This window comes from Streptomyces sp. NPDC001822 (genome assembly GCF_042892135.1).
In the GTDB taxonomy this organism is placed as follows: domain Bacteria; phylum Actinomycetota; class Actinomycetes; order Streptomycetales; family Streptomycetaceae; genus Streptomyces.
On record NZ_JBIATW010000001.1, the window covers coordinates 543,116 to 562,036 of the forward strand.

Sequence of the window (18,921 nt, forward strand, 5' to 3'; positions counted from 1 at the left end):
GCGGGGGAGGTTCAGGGGCGGAACGGAAAGCCGTACATGTGCACGGCGACGCGCTCGCGCCCGTCCGTCTCGCCCGCAGCCTCCGCGGCCTTGCCGCGTTCGCGCCAGCGTCGGGACAGCTCCATCAACTCGCCGTTCATCTCTGCAAGTTCGGAGGGTGTGAGAGCGAACAGATACTCCGAGTTGAAGGCGGCGTCGGACCACTCCTCGCCCCAGGCGCCCGCCTGGTCCAGATACGTCCGGTGCAGGGCCGTACGGCTGTCCATGATGCTTCGGGTCACCGCGCCGAGGACGGCGGCCCCCTCGGGCGTCTGTCTGAAGTCCGAGTCCCGGAAGCCCCAGCCCTCCTCGGACGCCACCTGCCACCACCGCTCCCTCCCGTCGGTGCTGTCGCCCGTCGCGCCCGCGACGAAGCCGTGTTCCGCCAGCTTGCGCAGGTGATAGCTGACCAGGGACGGGGCCTGATCGACCTGTTCCGCCAGCTGTGAGGCGGTTGCTGTCCCGGCGGCGTAGAGGAGGCGGTAGAGCTGCATCCTCAGGGGGTTCGTGAAGGCCTTCAGGCGGGAGAGATCCGTGATCTGTTCGGGCGAGGGCTTCGGCTGCATGGTGCCAGCGTAAGTATGAAAGATAATTTGCGCAATTAAAATTTCACATCGTGGTTCCGGGCGGTGTGCGGGGGACTCGGGTGCACGCGGGCGTCACGTGCCGCGCGCCGTCCGCACGACGGCCGCAACCGTTCAGTCGTGGTCCGGGCGCAGCCGGCGATTGGTCCCGGACCGGCCGATGTCCAGGTTCAGGAAGGTGGAGAGCGCGGTACCGCTGTTCCAGAAGCCGAGCAGGTCGACGTCGACCAGGGTCAGACGTTGGGTGTCGGCGAACGTGCGGGCGGGGGCGGTGAAGACGCAGGAGGCGACGAAAAGGGGCACGTCGGCACCGTGATGTGCGCGTGCGGTGCCATTGAACGTCTGGATGTCCCTGCTTCCCACCGCCCGGTGCTTCGCATAACGCTTGCACTGGACGACCAGTTTCCTGCCGTCCGGCAGGAAACCGATGACATCCGCACCCAGATCGCCGGACCCGCCGACCCGTCGGACGCCGGTGCAACCGTCACGGCGGCACAACTCCGCGACGTACTCTTCGAACTCGCGGTCGTTCATCTCCCAGACCGAGTCCAGTGACCGCCGGGCCCGGCGCCGTGCGTCCTCGGAGCGCCTGGCCGCCTCCGCCGTCGCCTCGCGCCGTCCCGCCCGCACCAGCCGCGTGACGACGGCCGAGCAGACCCCGGCGACGAGCGCCACCGTCAGTGCCGTCCCCATGCGTGCCTCCCGTCGAATGGCGTCCGACGTGTTGCTCCCCGGGCGGAGGTGCTTTCATCCAGGGGCGACGGGGACGGATCCGGCCAATCGGCATTTCGAGACGCAACGGTGACGGTACGTCAGTGGAGGTTATGCGGTTCCGTGCCGTGGGTGCCCTGCCGCTGCGCCGCGGGCACCGCGCATGCCGGTGTGCCGCCCGGCATGCTGTCGCGGTGATCGGCCACGAGCCGGTAGACGCCGTGGGCGAGCCATCGGACCGGAGGCAGCGTGAGCAGTGCGCCCAGGACGCTCCACACCGCGCCGGCGCTCAGCAGCAGCTTGGCGACGGCCTGGGCGCCGCCGTACACCGAACCGGTCGGGGTGCACCACAGGAGTTCGTACTCGGCCCGCTCCTGTGTGACCCCCAGGGACTCCAGATCCGCGAACTGCCAGGGTGTGATCTCGCAGCGTGGCCGCAGACGGCGTTCTGCGAAATGGACCGAGGACGTGCAGAAGGCGCAGTCTCCGTCGTAGACGAGCACAGGTCGGGTCCGCATGCCCCCATGATGCCGCATCCCGCCGAGGCCGCAGGAGGCCGGGCGGTGGTGTGCGGGCAGGGATCGCCCCGGGGTTGCTCGGACGTTACCGTTTCGCGGGCGTTCACGCCGTTCTCATGTCCGGTCTGTGTCGTGGTCGACCTCCCCGGATTGGCTTCCCGGCGTCCGGTAAGACGAACGTAACGAGGCACACATGTCCCTGAGGCACACAGCGACCGTCCTGGCCCTTCTTCCCGCACTCGCCGTTCCGGCGGTTGCCCAGGCGGACACGCAGCACCACGATCACAAACCGCCTCGCGGAGCCTCATTCGACCTCCAGGCCCACCGAGGAGGGCTCGGGCTGACCACCGAGGAGTCGCTCGAAGGCTTCGGGAAGGCGATACGCCTGGGGGTCAGCACCCTGGAGCTGGACACCCAGATCACCAAGGACCAGAAGGTCGTGGTGAACCACGACCGTCAGATCAGTGCCCAGAAGTGCCAGGACACCGGTCCGGTCACCCCCGGTGACCCCATGTACCCCTACGTCCGCAAGTACATCAAGGACCTGACGCTCGAGCAGATCAAGAGCATGGACTGCGGCTACCAGCAACTGCCCGGCTTCCCCGAGCAGGAGCAGATCAAGGGCTTCCGCATGGTGGAGCTCAAGGACGTGCTCAACCTGGTCAAGCACTACCGTGCGAAGCACATCAAGCTGAACATCGAGACCAAGGTGGAGGCCGGGGCGCCCGAGCAGACCGCGCCCCGCGAGCTCTTCGTGCGACGCGTCTTCGAGGAGATCCACCGCTCGGGCATCGAGAAGCAGGTCACCATCCAGTCCTTCGACTGGGGGGCGCTCAAGGCGATGCACAAGCTCGCGCCCCGCTACCCCCTGGTGGCCCTGACGAACTACGACTTCCTGCAGGTGGGCAAGCCCGGAGCGTCACCCTGGCTCGGCGGCATCGACGCCGACGACTACGACGGCGACTTCGTGAAGGCGGCCGCATCGATCAGCGGAGTCACCGCGCTGTCCCCCAACTACGGCTTCCCCCAGAACGGGACCGTCGCGGACCCGGACTTCCGGTTCTACCCGGACAAGAAGATGATTTCCGACGCCCACCGGCGCGGACTCAAGGTCATCCCGTGGACGTGTGACGACCCCGCGACCATCGAGGCGCTCATGGACATGGGCATCGACGGAATCATCACCGACTACCCGAACCGCGTACGGGACATCATGGCCGACCGCGGCATGCGCCTCCCCAAGGCGTACCCGGCGCCGCGCCACTGACGAACGGCGGGCCACGTGTTCCGGGAGACGGATGCGGCGCCTCAGGACGTGGCGGCCGATGCAGGTCGATGCCGTCGCCGATGCCCGGCGTAGCGACGTCCAGAGGCCCGACCACCCGGCCGTCGCGTGACGCCGGTCCCACCGTCCCCGGACGCCGACGAGTCGGACAGTCCCCGAGGCGATTCCCGCAAGCCCCACCCGGGCTGTGCGCGAACGCGCGGAGACCGTCCGACTCGATCGGGTTCAGGCGGATATCACCGTCTGCCGACTCGACGTCCATGGCCGATGCCGGCGACGTGGAGAGCCAGTAGACCCAGCCCGATCAGCATCACGTTGACCGAGGAGAAGACATCGTTGGTGGTGATGTCGGCTGCGTTGATGAGGAACGAGATGAAGAACAGTACTGCCGCTGCGATTGCCAGCATGACGTAGCTCCTTAGTCGGTTGGAACCCGTGTGCCCCGGCGCGCTGGATGCAGACCTGGGCGCGCGAGGTCGGTCCCGGGCGGCCGAACCGCCCCGGCCCTACCGACTTCACCCGTCTTCTCGACCCCGACGTCCTGGAGGCGGGAGAGACACACCCGCTCCTGGACACCAGCTGTCCGACCGAGGAGGAGCTCGCGGACCCGGAGACGCAGGCGATCGACTCCGCTGCCACGGAGACGGCGACGTACGTCGGACTCGTGGCGAAGGGCGGAAAGGGCTGGATCGGTTACTGGTTCCACCCCGGCGAACCTGCGGACCGCCCGTGGCGTCCCATCGTCCTGGACACCGAGTTCAGCTTCTTCGACCCGGTCGGCCTCGCCTTTTCCCAGGGGGCCGCCGTCGAGCGGGCGAGCTCAGCCCGCCGTGCGGGCCCTCCCTCACCCTGTCGGCAGAGCCCCCGGACCGTGCAGCCAGATCCGCAGTGGACCGACCGGTTCGAAACCGTGGCGCACGGCGGCTGCCAGGGCGTCGCCGTGTTCGTATCCGACCAGCGGCAGGGCGGGGAACAGGCTGTGTACCGCTGCGAGCACGCAGGGCCAGGCCGCGTCAGGGCCGCCCTCCGATGCGAAGACGTTGGAGATGCCGACGGCGTTCTCACTGAGGCTCGCCACCGCACCGGCCGTCGTCCGGCCATCGGACGTTCGCCCGGCGAGCACGAAGGTGGCGGGGTCGTCCAGCAGTTCCGGCCGGAAGAGATCCGCATGACCGTCTCCTTCGTCCCAGGCGTCGGCCCAGGCGCGCAGTGCCGCAGGGCTGTCGGCCACGGCCCAGGCGCGATCGGAAGCGGCGGCGGGTTCACCTGCCGCACGGTGTATCCACTGAGCCTCGAACAGGATCCGGTAGCCGTCGGCCGACAGGTCGAGGTCGGCGAAGCTGTCCTTGACCGATGCTCCTGGCGTCGTGGCGTCCACGCCCTCCGTCACCGTGGCCGCGGTGGTGCCCGGTGTGAGGGTCACGGCATCGGGATGGAAGAGCGGTGTCCGAGTCGGGGCGTGCCAGACCTCTGCGCCGAACCGGCTCTCCACTCCGTGGGACCGGCTCATCGCCGCGCACCACTCGGCGTTGTTCCGGGCGGCCGTCCGTACCAGAAGCTGCATCGGTGTCGTCACGAGAGCGGATCATGGCCGCTCAGACAGTCCCTGTCGAAGGGTTTCCGCTGTGATACCTTCCGTGGCGCCCCAGCTCTGCGAACCGAGGAGGTGAGTCCGGTCAACGCTCTGACAGGTCGGGACTCCCTCACGCGCACAGGCTGAGGGAGTGCCCGCACAAGGCACCCCGAAAGGCCCGAACGCATGCGCTTCCTCTCTCGTTTCCTGTCCGACGGTGTATCCGAGCAGCTCTTCTCCCTCGGCGGCCTTCCCGGTGTGCTGTGGACACGCGAGGGTGCCGTCGGCACCCGCCCCCTGATCCTCATGGGACACGGCGGTGGTCAGCACAAGAAGGCCCCGGACATCGAGCGGAGGGCCCGTCACTTCGTGTGCGAGGGCGATTTCGCGGTGGTCGCGGTCGACGTGCCCGGCCACGGCGACCGGCCCACGGACGACGTGCTCGACCGGATCGCGACGGAGAACCGGGCGCGTGTCGACGCGGGCGAAGACCTGGCACCGCTCGTCGCAGGTTTCCAGGCGCTCGTGGCCCGTCGGACCGTTCCCGAGTGGCGGGCGGTCCTGGACGCGGTCCAGCGGTTGGATCACGTGGGAGCGGGTCCCGTCGGTTACTGGGGGGTGTCGTTGGGCTGCGGACTCGGTGTGCCTTTCGTCGCTGCCGAGCCCCGGGTCCGCGCCGCGGTGCTCGGACTGGGCGGACTGCTCGTCGACGGCACGGCTTCCCGGATCACCGTTCCCGTCGACTTCCGTCTGCAGTGGGACGACGAGCGGGTGCCGCGGGCCGACGGCCTGGCCCTGTTCGATGCCTTGGCTTCCGCCGACAAGACGCTGCACGCCGGCCCCGGCAGGCACGCCGACCTCCCGGAACTCGAGCCGGCCGACTCGCTGCGATTCTTCGCCCGGCACCTGCGCTGATGCGCTCCGCCGCTCCCGAGACGACCGGACGACTGTGATGCACGCGTCAGGGACGGATCCGTGGCGCGGCCTGCGTGAGCAGCCGACCTGCATGGGAAGCGACTTCGGGCCGGTCGCGTGGAATGGAGGAGACTTCGCCCGGTCGCGCGGAACCGTCATGCTCCGCTCGTCGCGACGGTGCTGCCGGGGAACACGGGACCGCGGGCTCCGGCGTGTCGCGCCGGGTGGCCCGTCTCGTCGCCGACGGCCGGTAATCTCGGCCTGACCAGCGAAGACGTGAGCAACCAAAGGGAGTCAGGATGACCGACAGCGCCCGCACCGTGCTGGCAGGCCTCGACAGCATCCGCGACGACATCGAGGATCTCTACAAGGATCTCCACCAGAACCCCGAACTGGGGCTGGAGGAGCACCGCACGGCTCGAAAGGCGGCCGATCTTCTGCGCGGCCTCGGTTGCCGGGTCGTCGAGGGCATCGGCGGCACAGGTGTCGTCGGGGTCCTGACCAACGGTGACGGCCCGACGGTCATGGTCCGGGCCGACATGGACGGCCTGCCGATCCGGGAGCAGACGGGACTGCCCTACGCCTCCACCGTGACGGTGAAGGGGCGCGACGGCACGGAGCAGCCGGTGATGCATGCCTGCGGGCACGACGTGCACATCGCCTCCCTGATCGGCTGCGTGCGCCTGCTGTCCGAGTCCATGGGTGCCTGGAAGGGCACGTTCGTGGCACTTCTCCAGCCCTCCGAGGAACGGGGCGACGGCGCCGACGCCATGGTCGCGGACGGCCTCACGGACAAGGCCCCACGCCCCGACGTGGTGCTCGCCCAGCACGTCCTGCCCTATCCGGCGGGTTACGTCGGCACCCGGGCCGGATCGTTCATGTCCGCCGCGGACAGTCTGCGGATCACGGTCCACGGCCGGGGAGGCCATGGCGCCATGCCGCAGACCGCGGTCGACCCCGTGGTGATGGCCGCGATGATCGTCGTGCGCCTCCAGACGATCGTCTCCCGGGAGATCGCGGCGCTGACCCCGGTCGTGGTCACGGTGGGCAGCATTCACGCCGGGACCGGCCCCAACATCATCCCGGACCATGCGGTCATCCAGGTCAACGTGCGCACGTACGACGACCACACACGCACCCACGTGTTGCAGGCCATCGAGCGCATCGTCACGGCCGAGTGCCAGGCCTCCGGGGCGCCGAAGCCACCGTTGATCGAGAAGATCGTCTCCTTTCCCCCCACGGTCAACGACGACGAGACGACGCGGCGCGTCGCCGAGGTGTTCGCCGAGCACTTCGGCTCCGAAGCGCACACCATCGACCTCCAGACCGCGAGCGAGGACATGAGCAGGATTCCCGACGCGTTCGGTGTCCCGTTCACCTACTGGGGTATCGGCGCAGGCGCCCCGGAGCCGCACGAGGGTGAGGGAGTGGACGGACGGAGCGCTGCCCCGGTGCCGGCCAACCACAGCCCGCACTTCGCCCCGGTCCTCCAGCCCACCCTGGACACCGGTGTGAGCGCGCTCGTGGTCGCTTCGCTCGCCTGGCTGGCGATCTGAGGGGCGATTCCCTGCCGCGGATGCGCTGTCCCGTCGAGACGGAGGACGCCCACCGGCCTTGCCTGCCGCGAGGAATAATTGGGCCTTCATGCAGGCGAGTTCACCTGCTGCGTCCGTCGGCGACCCCGAGAGGGAGGGGATGGGGATGCGATGGTCAAGCCGGCGTGGTCGGCCGGCGTCCCCCGTACGAGTTGCCGCCCCCTGCCGGGTGTCCTGGTCCTGCCTCCGGCCGGAATGCCGCCGGACGCAGGGGCGTTCACGCCGCGTATCCGGTGCGGACCGCGTCCCGGGGAGCCGCTGAAGCGCTTCGAGGGTGCGCTGTCGGACCCCAGCCACGCACGAGCTCGTTAGGCTCAGTTCGCCGGGTGTGCGCGCGGTGATGAGGCCGCGTCCCGGGTCAGTCGCGTCATGCCGCCACCCGTGAGGAGCCGAGCCGTGCCGTCGTTCGAAGTGGCCACAGCAAGTGTCGCGGGCATGTCGAGGTTCACCGAGTGGGCGGAGGACGAGGGTTGGAACCCGGGCCTCTCCGACGCCCTGCTCCTCCACTCGGCCGACCCCCGAGGCTTCTTCCTCGGACAGCTCGACGGTGAACCCGTGGCCTCCGTCTCCGCCGTGCGCTACGGCGCGGACTTCGGCTTCCTCGGGTTCTACATCGCCCGCCCCGAGGTACGCGGGCAGGGATACGGAATCCGCATGTGGCACGCCGCGATGGACCACCTCGCCGGCCGCAACGTCGGGCTCGACGGAGTGGTGGAGCAGCAGGAGAACTACCGCAGGTCCGGATTCCGGCGCGTGTGGACCCACGTGCGCCACGCGGGCGTGCCGGCCGGTGGCGGGGTGGCGCCGGGCGTCCGGCTGCTGGACGGACGTGACGTGCCCTTCGGGGTGCTCGCGGACTACGACCGGCGCTTCTTCCCCGCGGACCGTCAGGCCTTCCTCTCCCAGTGGATCGGCCACCGCTCACACACCTCATTGGCAGCGGTGCGTGACGGGAGACTGGAGGGATTCGCCGTCATGCGGCCGGCCGTGACCGGATCCCGCATCGGCCCGCTCTACGCCTCGTCGCAGGACATCGCGTCCTCTCTCGTCCACGAACTCGCGGGCCGGACGCCCGGCGACCCCGTGGCCCTGGACGTACCGGACATCAACTCGGCGTCCATGAAGCTGATGGAAAGCCTCGGGCTGGAGGCCACCTTCGAGTGCGCCCGCATGTACACCGGCCGCACCCCGGACGTCGACACCGGCGGGTTGTTCGCCGCGACGACGATCGAACTCGGCTGACTCCGCCCGCAGACGCCGGGTGGGCTCCTCCGGCCCGCGGCGCCGCACCCTGCGGCGGCGCTCGGGACGGCTCACGCCGTCCATGAGGGGGGTGCGGTCAACAGTACGCATTAGGTGAGGCTAACCTAATGTCCATGAGAGCTGGTGAGAGCACTTCTGGTGCTACGCATGCCCTGATGGCCGAGGGCATGCCTCTGACGCGTGGCCACGGCCTGTCCGCCGACGGTGTGACCGTGGCGTACGGGAAGGTCGATGTCGTCCACGGGGCGGCCATCGCCCTGCGGCCTGCCGAGGTGACCGTCCTCGTCGGGCCCAACGGCAGCGGGAAGTCCACACTGCTGAGGACGCTCGCCCGCCTGCAGACCGCTCGCGCCGGCTCGCTCACCGTCGACCCGGGTACGGACGAGGCCGCGGACGGCTTCGCCCTGAACGCCCGCGAGTTCGCGCGGTGCGTCGCGCTCCTGACCCAGTCCCGGTCCACGCCGGGTGGGCTCACGGTCCGGGACGTCGTCGATTTCGGCCGCTACCCGTATCGAGGCCGTTGGGGGCGTCCCGACCCCCGGGGGACCGCCGCGGTCGACCGCGCGCTCGGTCTGACCGGCGTCGGGGAACTGGCAGATCGGGGCGTCGACCAGCTCTCCGGCGGACAGCTCCAGCGCGTATGGCTCGCGAGCTGTCTCGCACAGGAGACGGGCGTCCTCCTCCTGGACGAACCGACCACCTACCTCGATCTGCGCTATCAGGTCGAACTCCTCGACCTGATACGCGATCTCGCCGACGACCACGGAATCGCCGTCGGCGTCGTCCTCCACGACCTCGACCAGGCGGCTGCCGTCGCCGACCGCGTCGCCCTGCTGAACGCGGGGCGCATCGTCGCCGACGGAGCCCCCGAAGACGTGTTCACGCCGGAACTCCTGACGGATGTCTACGGCATCCGCATCGACGTCGGCACCGACCCGTCGACCGGCCGCCTGCGCACCCGCGCGATCGGCCGTCACCACTCCAGATCCGAAAGGCTCAGCACCTCCCGATGAGACGCAACCTCCTCGCCACGGCCGCCGTCGCCGTCGCCGCACTCTCCCTGGCCGCCTGCGGGACCACCGAGCCGACCTCGGACGCCCCCGCCGCAGCCGACAAGCCCGCAGGCAAGATCACGCTCACCGACGACACCGGTGTGAAGGTGACCCTCGACGGCCCCGCCAAGAAGGTCGTCGCGACCGAGTGGAACGTCATCGAGGACCTGGTCGCCCTCGGCGTGGCGCCGGTCGGGGTCGCCGACGTCAAGGGCTACACCGCGTGGAACACCGCCGCCCCGCTCACCGGCGACCCCAAGGACATAGGGACCCGCGGCGAGCCGAGCATCGACACCGTCGCAGCGCTCGCGCCGGACCTCGTGGTGGCCACCACCGACCTCTCGCCCGCCGTCGTGAAACAGCTCCGCAAGGTCGCGCCCGTCATCGAGGTGACCGCGGCCGACGCCGCCGACCAGATCGGCACGATGAACGACAGCATCGACCTCATCGCCAAGGCCACCGGCACCGAGACCAAGGCCGACGCGCTCAAGAAGGACTTCGAGGCGAGCGTCGCCGAAGGCAAGAAGGCCCTTGAGGACGCCGGACTCGGCGGTGCGAAGATCGCGTCCGCCGACGGCTACGTCCAGGCGAACCAGGTGTCCATCCGCGCCTACACGGGCGGCTCCCTCCTCGGCGCCGTCAACGAGCGGCTCGGCCTCAAGAACGCCTGGACCGTCAAGGGTGACAAGGACTACGGCCTCGCCACCACCGACGTCGAAGGCCTCACCGGCCTCGGCGACGTCCAGTTCACGTACGTCGCGAACGACGCCGACGGCGACGCGTTCAGCGGCCTCGCGAAGAACGCCGTGTGGACGTCGCTCCCCTTCGTGAAGAACGGCGACGTGCACCGGCTGCCCGACGGCGTCTGGATGTTCGGCGGCCCCCGCTCGATGGAGGCGTACATCGACTCCCTCGTCGACGCCCTGACGAAGAAGTAGTCCGCCGTGGCCGTCATCGAGAACACCGCGGTCGGCCGTGACCGCACCGCCGCGGCCACGACGGGCGCGGTCGCGGTGGCGGCCGCGCTCGCCCTCCTGGTCGTGGTGCTCGCCGCGGTGGACATCACCCAGGGGACCGCCGACGTCGGTGCCGCCGAGGTCTGGCACGCACTCACCGGCACCGCCGAGGCGGGGGACGCCTCCGTCGTCGTCGCGTCCCGGCTGCCGAGGATGGTCGCGGCCGTCCTCGTCGGGCTGGCGCTCGGCATGTCCGGCGCCGCCCTCCAGGCGGTCAGCCGGAACGTGCTCGCGTCACCGGACACCCTCGCGGTCAACGCCGGTTCGTACCTGGCACTGGGCGTCGTCGCCGTCACCGGGACCACGCTGCCGCTCCTCGCCTCCTCGGGCGCCGCCTTCGTCGGCGGACTCGCGGCCACCGCCGTCGTGCTCGGACTGTCCGGGCTCGGCAAGGGAACCGTCCGCCTGGTCCTCGCGGGCAGTGCGCTCGCCCTGGGACTCAACGCATTGACCGAGGCGCTGCTCCTCCTCTTCCCCCAGCGGACCGAGGGTCTCTACCGCTGGGGGCAAGGGGGCGTCGGACAGAACGGGTTCGACGGAGTCGCGCAGATGGCACCGGTCATCGTCGTCGCCTTCGCCGGGCTGCTGCTCGTCGCCCGCCGCGTCGACGCGCTGGCCCTGGGCGACGACGCCGCCCGGGGACTCGGCGTGCCCGTGAGAGGGACCCGGATCACCACCGTCGTGCTCGCCACGCTGCTCGCCGCTGCGGCAGTGACGCTCGCCGGGCCGATCGGCTTCGTCGGCCTGTGCGCTCCCGCGCTCGTGCGGCCCCTCTCCCGCCGGTTCCGGGGGCTCTCGCGCTCCCGGGTGAGCCTCCCGGTCACCGGACTCGTCGGTGCGGCGCTCGTGCTGGGCTCGGACGTGCTGCTGCGCGCGGTGGTCCCGGCGGACCTTGCGGTGGAGGTGCCGACCGGAGTGGTCACCACGGTCGTGGGCGGGGTGTTCCTCGTCGTCATGGCACTCCGTACCCGCGACACGGCCGGCGCGGACGCCCCCGACCGGCTCCGCATACCCAGCAGAACAGCCTTCCTGGTGACCGTCGTCGTCCTCGGCGTCGTGCTGGCCTGCGTGACGGTCGGAGCGGTGCTGCTCGGTGACTCGAAGCTCCTGCTCGGCGATGTCGTCAACTGGGCGCAAGGCCACTCGGGACGGGTCGTCACCTACGTCCTCGACACCCGCGTACCCCGGGTGACCGCCGCGCTCCTCGCGGGCGCGGGGCTGGCCCTGTCCGGCACGCTCGTGCAGGCCGTGACGCGCAACCCGCTCGCGGAGCCGGGGATCCTGGGCGTCTCAGGAGGCGCGGGTCTCGGTGCCGTACTTCTCGTCACGAGCGTGCAGGCCCCCGGCTCGTGGGCGATCGCCGCGGCCGCGTTCGGCGGGGCCGCCGTGGCGTCTTCGGTCGTCTTCGGTCTGGCCGCGCGTGGTGGCTTCGGGCAGAACAGGCTGGTCCTGCTCGGTGTCGGGGTGTCGGCCGCGGCTGCCGCGCTGATCAGTCTGGTCATCGTGCTGAGCGACCCGTTCGACACGACGCGGGCACTCACCTGGCTGTCCGGATCGACGTACGGGCGCACCATGCCGGATGTCGTCCCCGTAGCCCTGGTGCTCGCCGTCGGCGTGGTCGTGACCGTGACGCGCCGCAAGGAACTGGACCTCGTCGCGCTCGACGAGGACACCCCGAAGCTCCTCGGCCTCGGCCTCACCCGGGCGCGTCTCGGCTTCCTCGTGCTGGCGGTGCTGCTCGGCGCCACCGCGGTGGCGGCTGCCGGCACGATCGGATTCGTCGGACTCGTCGCCCCGCACGCGGCGCGCGCTCTCGTCGGACGGCGGCACGTACGGGTCGTCCCGGTCGCGCTCCTGCTCGGGGCCCTGCTGGTCTGCCTGGCGGATCTCGCCGGCCGCACGGTGATCGCGCCGGCCCAGCTCGGCGCGGGGCTGATGACCGCGGTCATCGGGACGCCGTACTTCTTCTATCTGCTGGTCCGCACACGGCGCTGACACGCCGTGGGGCGGGGGCCGGTAGTCGGACCGGGCCCCGCCCTTTCGGCGTTGCGTCCGGCGAGGTGGGCCGGGCTTGCCGCCCGGCCCACGCCGCGCGTCACCCCAGGGGCGTGGTGCACTTCGTCGTCGTGCCGTCCGACACACAGGCACGTACGGCACGGCCGTCCGTCGCCTTCATCGTGCCGGCGTCGGCCACCTTCGCGTACGAACCACCCGGCTGCCGGTCCTCCAGCCAGGCGGTGACACCCGGGGAATCCGTACGAGCCCAGGCGTAGTAGTCGGTCACGGACCACTTCGGCCGCGAGCCCGTCAGCGTGACCCGGGCGCCGCTGGGCAGAGCCACCGTCGCCCAGTCGGTCGCGACCGAGGCCCACGTGGTGACGCTGCTCGCGAGGACGCCCTCGCACCTCTGGCCCGGTGCGCACGGACCGATCGCGCCCGTCGTCCACGACTTGTCGATGTTGTTGCCCTGCTGGGTGGCGAACGCCCAGTCCTTGCCGTCCACCACCAGCCCGGCGATCTCGTCCTTCGACAGCGGGTCGAGCGCGACCATCTTCGTCGTGCCCGAGGCGGTCAGCCGCGCACCGGGCAACGGCTCGGGGCGGGCGGTGCGTGAGTCGGCTCCGCCGGACGGGTGCCGCATGAGGGTGGCGGAGACGTCGGCGCGGCCCGGCGGGAGTTCGGCCTCACCCCAGTAGTACATGTGGTGCGGGTCCCAGGCCGGGCGGCCCCGGTAGATCTTCAGGCTGCCGCCCTGGAAGATGTTGGCTTCCTCCATCACGTAGGGCTTGTAGCTCGGCATCCACTCGGTCACGCTCGCCGGGTCGATGTCCGTGCACGGGAGTTCGGCGCACGGAGCCTGCGACGGAACCGTGGCCGCCGCGTCCGGGTCCCTCGTGCACAGCGTGCCCGTCGTGTCGCTGACGCAGGCCCGCAGCTCCGGCAGCCAGGAGTACGCACGGGTCGAGCCCGTCGTCGTCCGGGAGGCGCCCGCGGGGGTGAACGCGGTGTAGACCGGCCCCCAACGCCCCTCACCCTGCCAGGCCTCCAGCCAGAACCGTCCACCCGACGGCAGCCCGCCCTCGGCCCAGCCCAGATAACTGCCCTGCTTCAGGCGCCCGTCCGCCTTCTGCACGAACGCGCCCGACGGCAGCTCGACCCGGTCGAATTCGGAGCGGTCCACGTATGACCAGTCGGTCGCCGGGATCGCGTCCGGGTCGGCGTCCGGACACCATCCCTCGCACGGTCCGGCCGGGACCACCTCGGCACCGTAGGAGGCGACACAGCCGCGCTGGGTGCCGTCCGTCACGCAGGCGCTGTTGGTGTAGGCGCCCTGCGGGATGGCGGTCGAGTACACGAACATGCCGCTGGTTCCGGTCGTGTCACGGTACGAACGCGGGTGCTGCAGCGTCAGCTTGATGTTGATGCCGTCGCCCCAGTTCTCCTCGGCGCGCAGCCACGCGTGTCCCGCCGTGACCCCGGACCCGAACCGCACATCGGCCCACGCGTAGGTGCGGCTCGTGTCCCAGGCGGGCTTGCCCGTGTACAGGGTGATCCGGGTGCCCGAAGCTAGCGTCGTCTCCTTCAGGACCTTGGGCGCTCCGCCCGACGCCCAGGCCGTCACCAGCCCGGGATCGGCTCCCTCGCAGGGGAGTTGAGGGCAGGGGGCCGGAGCCGCGGCGGGCGCGGCCGTGGCCGTCGGTGCCGTCAGCAGGGCGGCGGTCAGGGCGGCCGCCACCGCCGAGGCGCAGCGTGACCACCACCGCAGCCGAGCCCCCGTGCCCGCCCGTCTCCGCCCGCCGCCTTCCGGTCTGTGGCGGCTTGTCGCGAGTAAGGCTGTCGTGCTGTCCATCGCACCTCCAGTGCGTCGCATCCCCGCCATGACGGGAACCAGGCCCGGGGCGATGGAACCGGTGCCCGCTCTCCGGCCCGTCTCGTCCACGTCTCCGTGGGCGGGCGCCCTGCGGCCGCCGCACGTGGTGAAGCGGCGCCGGGGAAAGCCCGAGGCCGTGACCCGCCACCATGCGGGGTGGCGGGACCACGGCCTCGGGCCCGTGCACGGCGGCGACGGGCGCCGGATCGCCTGCCTAAGGTTCCCGGACACTCCCGGACGCCGGCCGCCCGGGAGCCCCGAGTTCGTCGGCGAACACGGCGGCCAGCGCCCGCCATTCACACATCGGCAGACCTGAGCCACCCCCGTCGGCGGTCAGCACCTGGAAGGCGATGTGGTCCGCACCCGCGTCGTAGTACTCCCTCGCTCGGGCCCTCACCTGCTCGGCGTCCCCCAGGGCGAAGAGGGCGTCGAGCAGACGGACGCTACCGCCGTCCTCGAAGTCGCGCCGCGTGAAGCCCAGGCGCAGCAGGTTGTCGGTGTAGTTCGGGAGCTGGAGGTACATCGCCAGCATGGTTCGCGCCGTGGTGCGGGCCCGCTCGATGTCCGTATCGAGTACGACCGAGAGCTCCGGGGCGAGCAGCGCGTCGGGGCCCAGTGCCTCGCGCGCCTCCGCCGTGTGCTGGGCGGTGACGAGGTAGGGGTGCGCGCCGAGGGCGCGGTCGGTCGCGAGCTTCAGCATCTTCGGGCCGAGCGCCGCCAGAACCCGTCGTCCGGAGTCGACCGCCGGACCTGCCGCGTCGAGCGCGTCGAGGTAGGACACCATGGCGCTGTACGGCTTCGCGTACTGCGGCACCATGGGGCCGTGGCTGACACCCAGGCCGAGGACGAACCGTCGCCGTGCGTCCGGGGCGAGCGCCTCGACACTCGCCGCCACCTCCTCCGCGGTGTGGTCCCAGATGCTCAGGATGCCGGTGGCCACGGTGACGCGTGAGGTGGCGGAGACCAGGGCTGCCGCGTCGTCGGGCGAGGGACTGCCGCCGATCCACAAGGTGCCGTACCCCAGGTCGTCGAGCTCGGCCACCGCCTGAGCGATCGCCCGCCTGCCCGCGTCGTCGGTCCGCGACCCGTGCAGGGCGCCGCTCCAGATGCCGACCCGTCCGAATGCCGTGCGCGTCTCAGAAGTCATGGTCTGCATCAACAGCACTCCGCCGCCGCTATTCCCGGGCCGGATCCGGTTCATCCGAACGGGTGGCCGCCGCTTCCCACCGTGCCCCGCACACGTGGCCGCAGCGACCGCCCCTTCAGCCCGAGAGCCTGCGTGCCGCACGGACCTCGCGATGCAGAGCCCACGCGTCCGCCACCGGGCCCAGATGCGCGAGCTTGTCGGGGTTGATGACCGTGCCGATGGCCGTGATCCGTCCGTCGAGCACATCGAGTGTCATCGTGTGCAGCACCCTGCCCTCCCGGTCCCGGAAGACCGCGCCCGGCCGGCCGTTGACCTCGTGCGGTTCGAGGACGACATGCGTCCGGACCATCGAGGGGAACACGGAGGCCAGGAGCCGGGCCACGCTCTCGGCGCCGTTGACGGCCCTCGCGAGTTGGGGCGCCTTCCCGCCACCGTCGCCGACCAGCGTCACATCCGCGGCGAGGAGATCCCGCAGCCCGGCGACGTCGCCCTCCCGAAGGGCGTCGAAGAACCGCGCGGCCAGGGCCTCCCGTTCCTTCCGGTCCGCCTCGAAGCGTGGGCGGCCCGCGGTCATGTGGCGGCGTGCCCGCACCACCAGCTGCCGGCACGCCGCCTCCGACCGTCCGACCGCGGTGGCGACCTCGGGATAGCCGAAGCCGAACACCTCCCGCAGCACGAACGCCGCCCGCTCCAGCGGACTGAGGCGTTCCAGGAGCAGCAGGGCCGCCATCGACACCGAGTCGGCCAGCTCCGCCGAGCGCGCCGGGTCCTCGTACGGGTCGGTGAGCAGCGGTTCGGGAAGCCACGCACCCACGTACTCCTCCCGGCGCCTACGTGCGGACCGCAGCACGTCGACGGAGATCCGGGTCACCGCGGTGGAGAGGAACGCCCTGACCGACCGCGGTTCCGTCGAGGAGGTCTCGAAGCGCAACCAGGTCTCCTGGACGGCGTCCTCTGCCTCACTGACGCTGCCGAGGATCCGGTACGCGATGGAGAAGAGAAGCGGCCGCAGCTCCTGGAACTGTTCGGTCCTGCTCATGTGCGACCACTCCTCACTGATCGGGGTGCACGAGAGGCGGTGCGGCGATCCGAGCGACGACACGTGACAGCGGTTCCCGGCCCGGAGGCCCGGTACCGCCCTGGAGAGTGCTCTGCCCCTCCCGGCGCCCGACCGACCGGGAAACCCGAGTCCGTCCGCGGTGCGAGGTCCATCGGCCACTCCTTCACAGAGAATCGCTTGCACTCCTCACGACGGGACAGCGCCCTTCTCCGTGACATCGCGGTCCACCGGGCGTGGGGGAGCATTCGCGCAGGACCCCGGGCACGGCCGCTCGCGGCCACGGTGATTCAGGGCAGGATCAGCGACCGTGGTGCGGCCCATGGGTCGCTCTCCGACGCGACGTGGCGGACGCCCTGACCGCCGATTCACTTGAGTGAGCCGCGGTGACAGGGCGTCCCGGATGTCGGTGCCTCGTGCCGTCGACCACCGAGCGAGCGGGCCGGCGGATCGGCGGGCTATCGCGCGTGCGCCTCGGCCGTCCCGGGGGCGGCATCGGCGGACGCGCCGGACGAGACGACGCCGTAGAAGACGGAGCGTCCCTGCTTGTGACGCTCCAACAGGCCTTGTGCGACGCCCTGTTCGAGCGTGTTGCGCACCACCGCGACCTGTACACCCCGTTTCGGCTGCTCCTCCGTCAGTGCGGCGGCGACCTCGGCCGAGGACTTCGGCTCCCGCTGGCTCGACAGGTACTTCCCGACCAGCTCGCGCCATGTCGGCTCGCCGGTGGCCTTGGGCGCCCCGCCCTTCGCGGCGGCGGACTTCGGTTTCGCCGGCTCCGACGCGGACTTCCCCGCCCGCTTGCGGGCCGCCGGCTTGCCCTTGGCCCGGCGTGCCGACGGGACCGAGGCGGTCGCCCGCGTGCCGACGGTGGGAGCGGCCGGCTCCGCCGTGCTGTCCAGCACCGCCTGCATCTTGATCAGGACCTGTTCACCGCTCTCCAGGTGGACGAGCTGTTCCTGAAGACTCGTCAATTCCGCACGCACTCGTTCCTGCGCACTGCGGTTCGCCGACAGGTCGTCGGCGATTCGCTGCGTGTAATCCGCACTGATGCCGGCTGGTGGAGAATTTTTGGCCATGTGATCCTCGTCGTTGGCTGAGCTTCAAAGTGTGTGGTCGCTGATGCTACTCACACCGACAAGGTCACGTAGGCATTCTTTTACGCAAAGTGTGACCGACTCGAACAGGGGGCAGCTCCTGTGCTACACGCTCCACACAGTTCACCCATCGATTTGCCTGCCTTGATTCGACCGATCGCCGTCGAGGGCGGGGGGTCATCGCTTCCGGATCACCTGGAACGGCGGAGGTGCTGGATTCAGCCAATGATGCAGGTGTGGTGGTGCTGTGAAGTTCGTTGTTCGAAACCGGCGCACCACGGTTCCGAGCCGCACGGGTGGTCGACGCCATCGCCACGAGGGCGCCATCGCCACGAGGGTGCCATCGCCACGAAGAGGCCTGACTGCCCGTCTGTCGGCAACGGCAGGCACGGGCTGTCCCGTCCGGCGCCCCCGGCCGGCACTCGACACCTCGGAGTGATTGCCGCACAACCATCTGTGCGCTTCGTGGGTCACATCAAGCAGGAGCAAACAGCTCTCAGGGACACAAGGGGGAAATAATGGGAATCAGGCGCAATATCGCGACTGCCGGAGCGGTGACCGCACTGGTGGTGGGGGCCACGACCGCGTTCAGTGCCACCGCCTCCGCCGCACCCAACGTCACGCCGCAGGGGGTCTGCGGCAGTGCCTACAAGACCGTCAACTCCGTGCCCGTCGGCTCGCTGGGGACCGTCTACCTGACGTACAACTCCACGAACGGCAAGAACTGCGTCACGACCATCCGGACGAACCCGGGCAAGGCCAAGCCCATGTCCACGTACATCTACGTCCCCGCCACCGACGAGTACGCCGGTGACAACGGGAACTTCACGTCGTACGCCGGCCCCGCCCGCGTCTACGGCAAGGGCTACTGCGTGAGCTGGGGCGGCAACATCGACAACGTGTACGTGTCGGTGGAGAACTCCAACTGCGCGTCCCTGAAGGAGCGCAGGACCGTCGAGATCCGCTGACCCGGACATCGACCGGCCGCGGGTTCCCGTGTCGCCTCCCGTGATTCCGACAGGCGGTTCCGGCCGCCCGAGGACCGTCGGGAGGCGAGCATGAGCCGCAGAGCACTCGGGAACCCGCGGTGGGCCGGCAGGTGGTCGTCACTCAGCAGATCCCGGCCCCCACCTCCGGCCCGTCGGCCTGGGTTCCTTTGATCCGGGCCCGGAGCGAAATCCCGTCGTACACGCGGTGT

The 18,921-nt window shown here is 70.5% G+C and carries 17 protein-coding genes; 8 read left to right on the forward strand and 9 right to left on the reverse strand.

Annotated features, from left to right (window positions below):
- Nucleotides 1-11: 11 nt before the first annotated feature.
- The 3 genes from ACFYY2_RS02580 to ACFYY2_RS02590 form a co-directional block, all read right to left on the reverse strand.
- Nucleotides 12-605 carry an ArsR/SmtB family transcription factor gene (locus ACFYY2_RS02580; protein ID WP_388735957.1) on the reverse strand — a complete coding sequence of 198 codons (594 nt, stop codon included), beginning with the start codon at nucleotides 603-605 and terminating at the stop codon, nucleotides 12-14.
- A gap of 132 nt (nucleotides 606-737) precedes the next feature.
- Nucleotides 738-1,316: a restriction endonuclease gene (locus ACFYY2_RS02585; protein WP_388735959.1), complete on the reverse strand. Its 579-nt coding sequence runs from the start codon at nucleotides 1,314-1,316 to the stop codon at nucleotides 738-740.
- Nucleotides 1,317-1,435: 119 nt separating this feature from the next.
- Nucleotides 1,436-1,852 (reverse strand): thiol-disulfide oxidoreductase DCC family protein, encoded by a 417-nt coding sequence (locus ACFYY2_RS02590; protein ID WP_388735962.1) that lies wholly within the window; start codon nucleotides 1,850-1,852, stop codon nucleotides 1,436-1,438.
- A 193-nt stretch (nucleotides 1,853-2,045) separates the two neighbouring features.
- Here ACFYY2_RS02590 and ACFYY2_RS02595 point away from each other — a divergent pair, with 193 nt between their 5' ends.
- Nucleotides 2,046-3,119 (forward strand): glycerophosphodiester phosphodiesterase family protein, encoded by a 1,074-nt coding sequence (locus tag ACFYY2_RS02595; RefSeq protein ID WP_388735964.1) that lies wholly within the window; start codon nucleotides 2,046-2,048, stop codon nucleotides 3,117-3,119.
- A gap of 254 nt (nucleotides 3,120-3,373) precedes the next feature.
- On the opposite strand, the gene ACFYY2_RS02600 is transcribed toward ACFYY2_RS02595, so the two are convergent.
- Both ACFYY2_RS02600 and ACFYY2_RS02605 read right to left on the reverse strand, forming a co-directional pair.
- Complete coding sequence (locus ACFYY2_RS02600) at nucleotides 3,374-3,544, reverse strand: hypothetical protein (RefSeq protein WP_327111647.1); 171 nt, start codon at nucleotides 3,542-3,544, stop codon at nucleotides 3,374-3,376.
- A gap of 437 nt (nucleotides 3,545-3,981) precedes the next feature.
- Nucleotides 3,982-4,713, reverse strand: a complete 732-nt coding sequence (locus ACFYY2_RS02605; protein WP_388735968.1) for a hypothetical protein — start codon at nucleotides 4,711-4,713, stop codon at nucleotides 3,982-3,984.
- 183 nt (nucleotides 4,714-4,896) lie between these two features.
- On the opposite strand from ACFYY2_RS02605, the gene ACFYY2_RS02610 reads away from it, so the two are divergent.
- From ACFYY2_RS02610 to ACFYY2_RS02635, 6 genes are all read left to right on the forward strand, one after another.
- Nucleotides 4,897-5,625: an alpha/beta hydrolase gene (locus ACFYY2_RS02610; protein WP_388735970.1), complete on the forward strand. Its 729-nt coding sequence runs from the start codon at nucleotides 4,897-4,899 to the stop codon at nucleotides 5,623-5,625.
- A gap of 299 nt (nucleotides 5,626-5,924) precedes the next feature.
- Nucleotides 5,925-7,181: an amidohydrolase gene (locus tag ACFYY2_RS02615; RefSeq protein ID WP_388735973.1), complete on the forward strand. Its 1,257-nt coding sequence runs from the start codon at nucleotides 5,925-5,927 to the stop codon at nucleotides 7,179-7,181.
- 435 nt (nucleotides 7,182-7,616) lie between these two features.
- Nucleotides 7,617-8,462, forward strand: coding sequence for a GNAT family N-acetyltransferase (locus tag ACFYY2_RS02620; RefSeq protein WP_388735975.1), 846 nt, complete (start codon nucleotides 7,617-7,619; stop codon nucleotides 8,460-8,462).
- A gap of 134 nt (nucleotides 8,463-8,596) precedes the next feature.
- Nucleotides 8,597-9,496, forward strand: coding sequence for an ABC transporter ATP-binding protein (locus tag ACFYY2_RS02625; protein WP_388735977.1), 900 nt, complete (start codon nucleotides 8,597-8,599; stop codon nucleotides 9,494-9,496).
- On the forward strand, nucleotides 9,493-10,473 hold the full coding sequence (locus tag ACFYY2_RS02630; RefSeq protein WP_388735980.1) for an iron-siderophore ABC transporter substrate-binding protein: 981 nt from the start codon (nucleotides 9,493-9,495) through the stop codon (nucleotides 10,471-10,473). The genes ACFYY2_RS02625 and ACFYY2_RS02630 overlap by 4 nt, the downstream gene beginning before the upstream one ends.
- 6 nt (nucleotides 10,474-10,479) lie before the next feature.
- Entirely contained in the window at nucleotides 10,480-12,546 is a 2,067-nt protein-coding gene (locus ACFYY2_RS02635) for an iron ABC transporter permease (RefSeq protein WP_388735983.1), read from the forward strand.
- A 100-nt stretch (nucleotides 12,547-12,646) separates the two neighbouring features.
- Here the strand turns inward: ACFYY2_RS02635 and ACFYY2_RS02640 are convergent, their stop codons facing one another.
- The 4 genes from ACFYY2_RS02640 to ACFYY2_RS02655 form a co-directional block, all read right to left on the reverse strand.
- Nucleotides 12,647-14,287, reverse strand: a complete 1,641-nt coding sequence (locus tag ACFYY2_RS02640) for a hypothetical protein (RefSeq protein ID WP_388735986.1) — start codon at nucleotides 14,285-14,287, stop codon at nucleotides 12,647-12,649.
- Nucleotides 14,288-14,636: 349 nt separating this feature from the next.
- Nucleotides 14,637-15,569, reverse strand: coding sequence for an LLM class F420-dependent oxidoreductase (locus ACFYY2_RS02645; RefSeq protein WP_388735988.1), 933 nt, complete (start codon nucleotides 15,567-15,569; stop codon nucleotides 14,637-14,639).
- A gap of 115 nt (nucleotides 15,570-15,684) precedes the next feature.
- On the reverse strand, nucleotides 15,685-16,608 hold the full coding sequence (locus ACFYY2_RS02650; protein ID WP_388735990.1) for an RNA polymerase sigma-70 factor: 924 nt from the start codon (nucleotides 16,606-16,608) through the stop codon (nucleotides 15,685-15,687).
- Between the two features lie 476 nt (nucleotides 16,609-17,084).
- Nucleotides 17,085-17,705, reverse strand: coding sequence for a hypothetical protein (locus ACFYY2_RS02655; RefSeq protein WP_388735992.1), 621 nt, complete (start codon nucleotides 17,703-17,705; stop codon nucleotides 17,085-17,087).
- Between the two features lie 536 nt (nucleotides 17,706-18,241).
- On the opposite strand from ACFYY2_RS02655, the gene ACFYY2_RS02660 reads away from it, so the two are divergent.
- Entirely contained in the window at nucleotides 18,242-18,691 is a 450-nt protein-coding gene (locus tag ACFYY2_RS02660; protein WP_388735995.1) for a spore-associated protein, read from the forward strand.
- Nucleotides 18,692-18,921: the final 230 nt, after the last annotated feature.

Bases quoted from the DNA above. Each gene is read 5' to 3' on its own strand.
- ACFYY2_RS02580 (WP_388735957.1), bottom strand. From the start codon at position 605: ATGCAGCCGAAGCCCTCGCCCGAACAGATCACGGATCTCTCCCGCCTG.
- ACFYY2_RS02595 (WP_388735964.1), top strand. From the start codon at position 2,046: ATGTCCCTGAGGCACACAGCGACCGTCCTGGCCCTTCTTCCCGCACTC.
- ACFYY2_RS02585 (WP_388735959.1), bottom strand. From the start codon at position 1,316: ATGGGGACGGCACTGACGGTGGCGCTCGTCGCCGGGGTCTGCTCGGCC.
- ACFYY2_RS02610 (WP_388735970.1), top strand. From the start codon at position 4,897: ATGCGCTTCCTCTCTCGTTTCCTGTCCGACGGTGTATCCGAGCAGCTC.
- ACFYY2_RS02600 (WP_327111647.1), bottom strand. From the start codon at position 3,544: ATGCTGGCAATCGCAGCGGCAGTACTGTTCTTCATCTCGTTCCTCATC.
- ACFYY2_RS02630 (WP_388735980.1), top strand. From the start codon at position 9,493: ATGAGACGCAACCTCCTCGCCACGGCCGCCGTCGCCGTCGCCGCACTC.
- ACFYY2_RS02625 (WP_388735977.1), top strand. From the start codon at position 8,597: ATGAGAGCTGGTGAGAGCACTTCTGGTGCTACGCATGCCCTGATGGCC.
- ACFYY2_RS02645 (WP_388735988.1), bottom strand. From the start codon at position 15,569: ATGACTTCTGAGACGCGCACGGCATTCGGACGGGTCGGCATCTGGAGC.
- ACFYY2_RS02590 (WP_388735962.1), bottom strand. From the start codon at position 1,852: ATGCGGACCCGACCTGTGCTCGTCTACGACGGAGACTGCGCCTTCTGC.
- ACFYY2_RS02615 (WP_388735973.1), top strand. From the start codon at position 5,925: ATGACCGACAGCGCCCGCACCGTGCTGGCAGGCCTCGACAGCATCCGC.
- ACFYY2_RS02650 (WP_388735990.1), bottom strand. From the start codon at position 16,608: ATGAGCAGGACCGAACAGTTCCAGGAGCTGCGGCCGCTTCTCTTCTCC.
- ACFYY2_RS02655 (WP_388735992.1), bottom strand. From the start codon at position 17,705: ATGGCCAAAAATTCTCCACCAGCCGGCATCAGTGCGGATTACACGCAG.
- ACFYY2_RS02660 (WP_388735995.1), top strand. From the start codon at position 18,242: ATGGGAATCAGGCGCAATATCGCGACTGCCGGAGCGGTGACCGCACTG.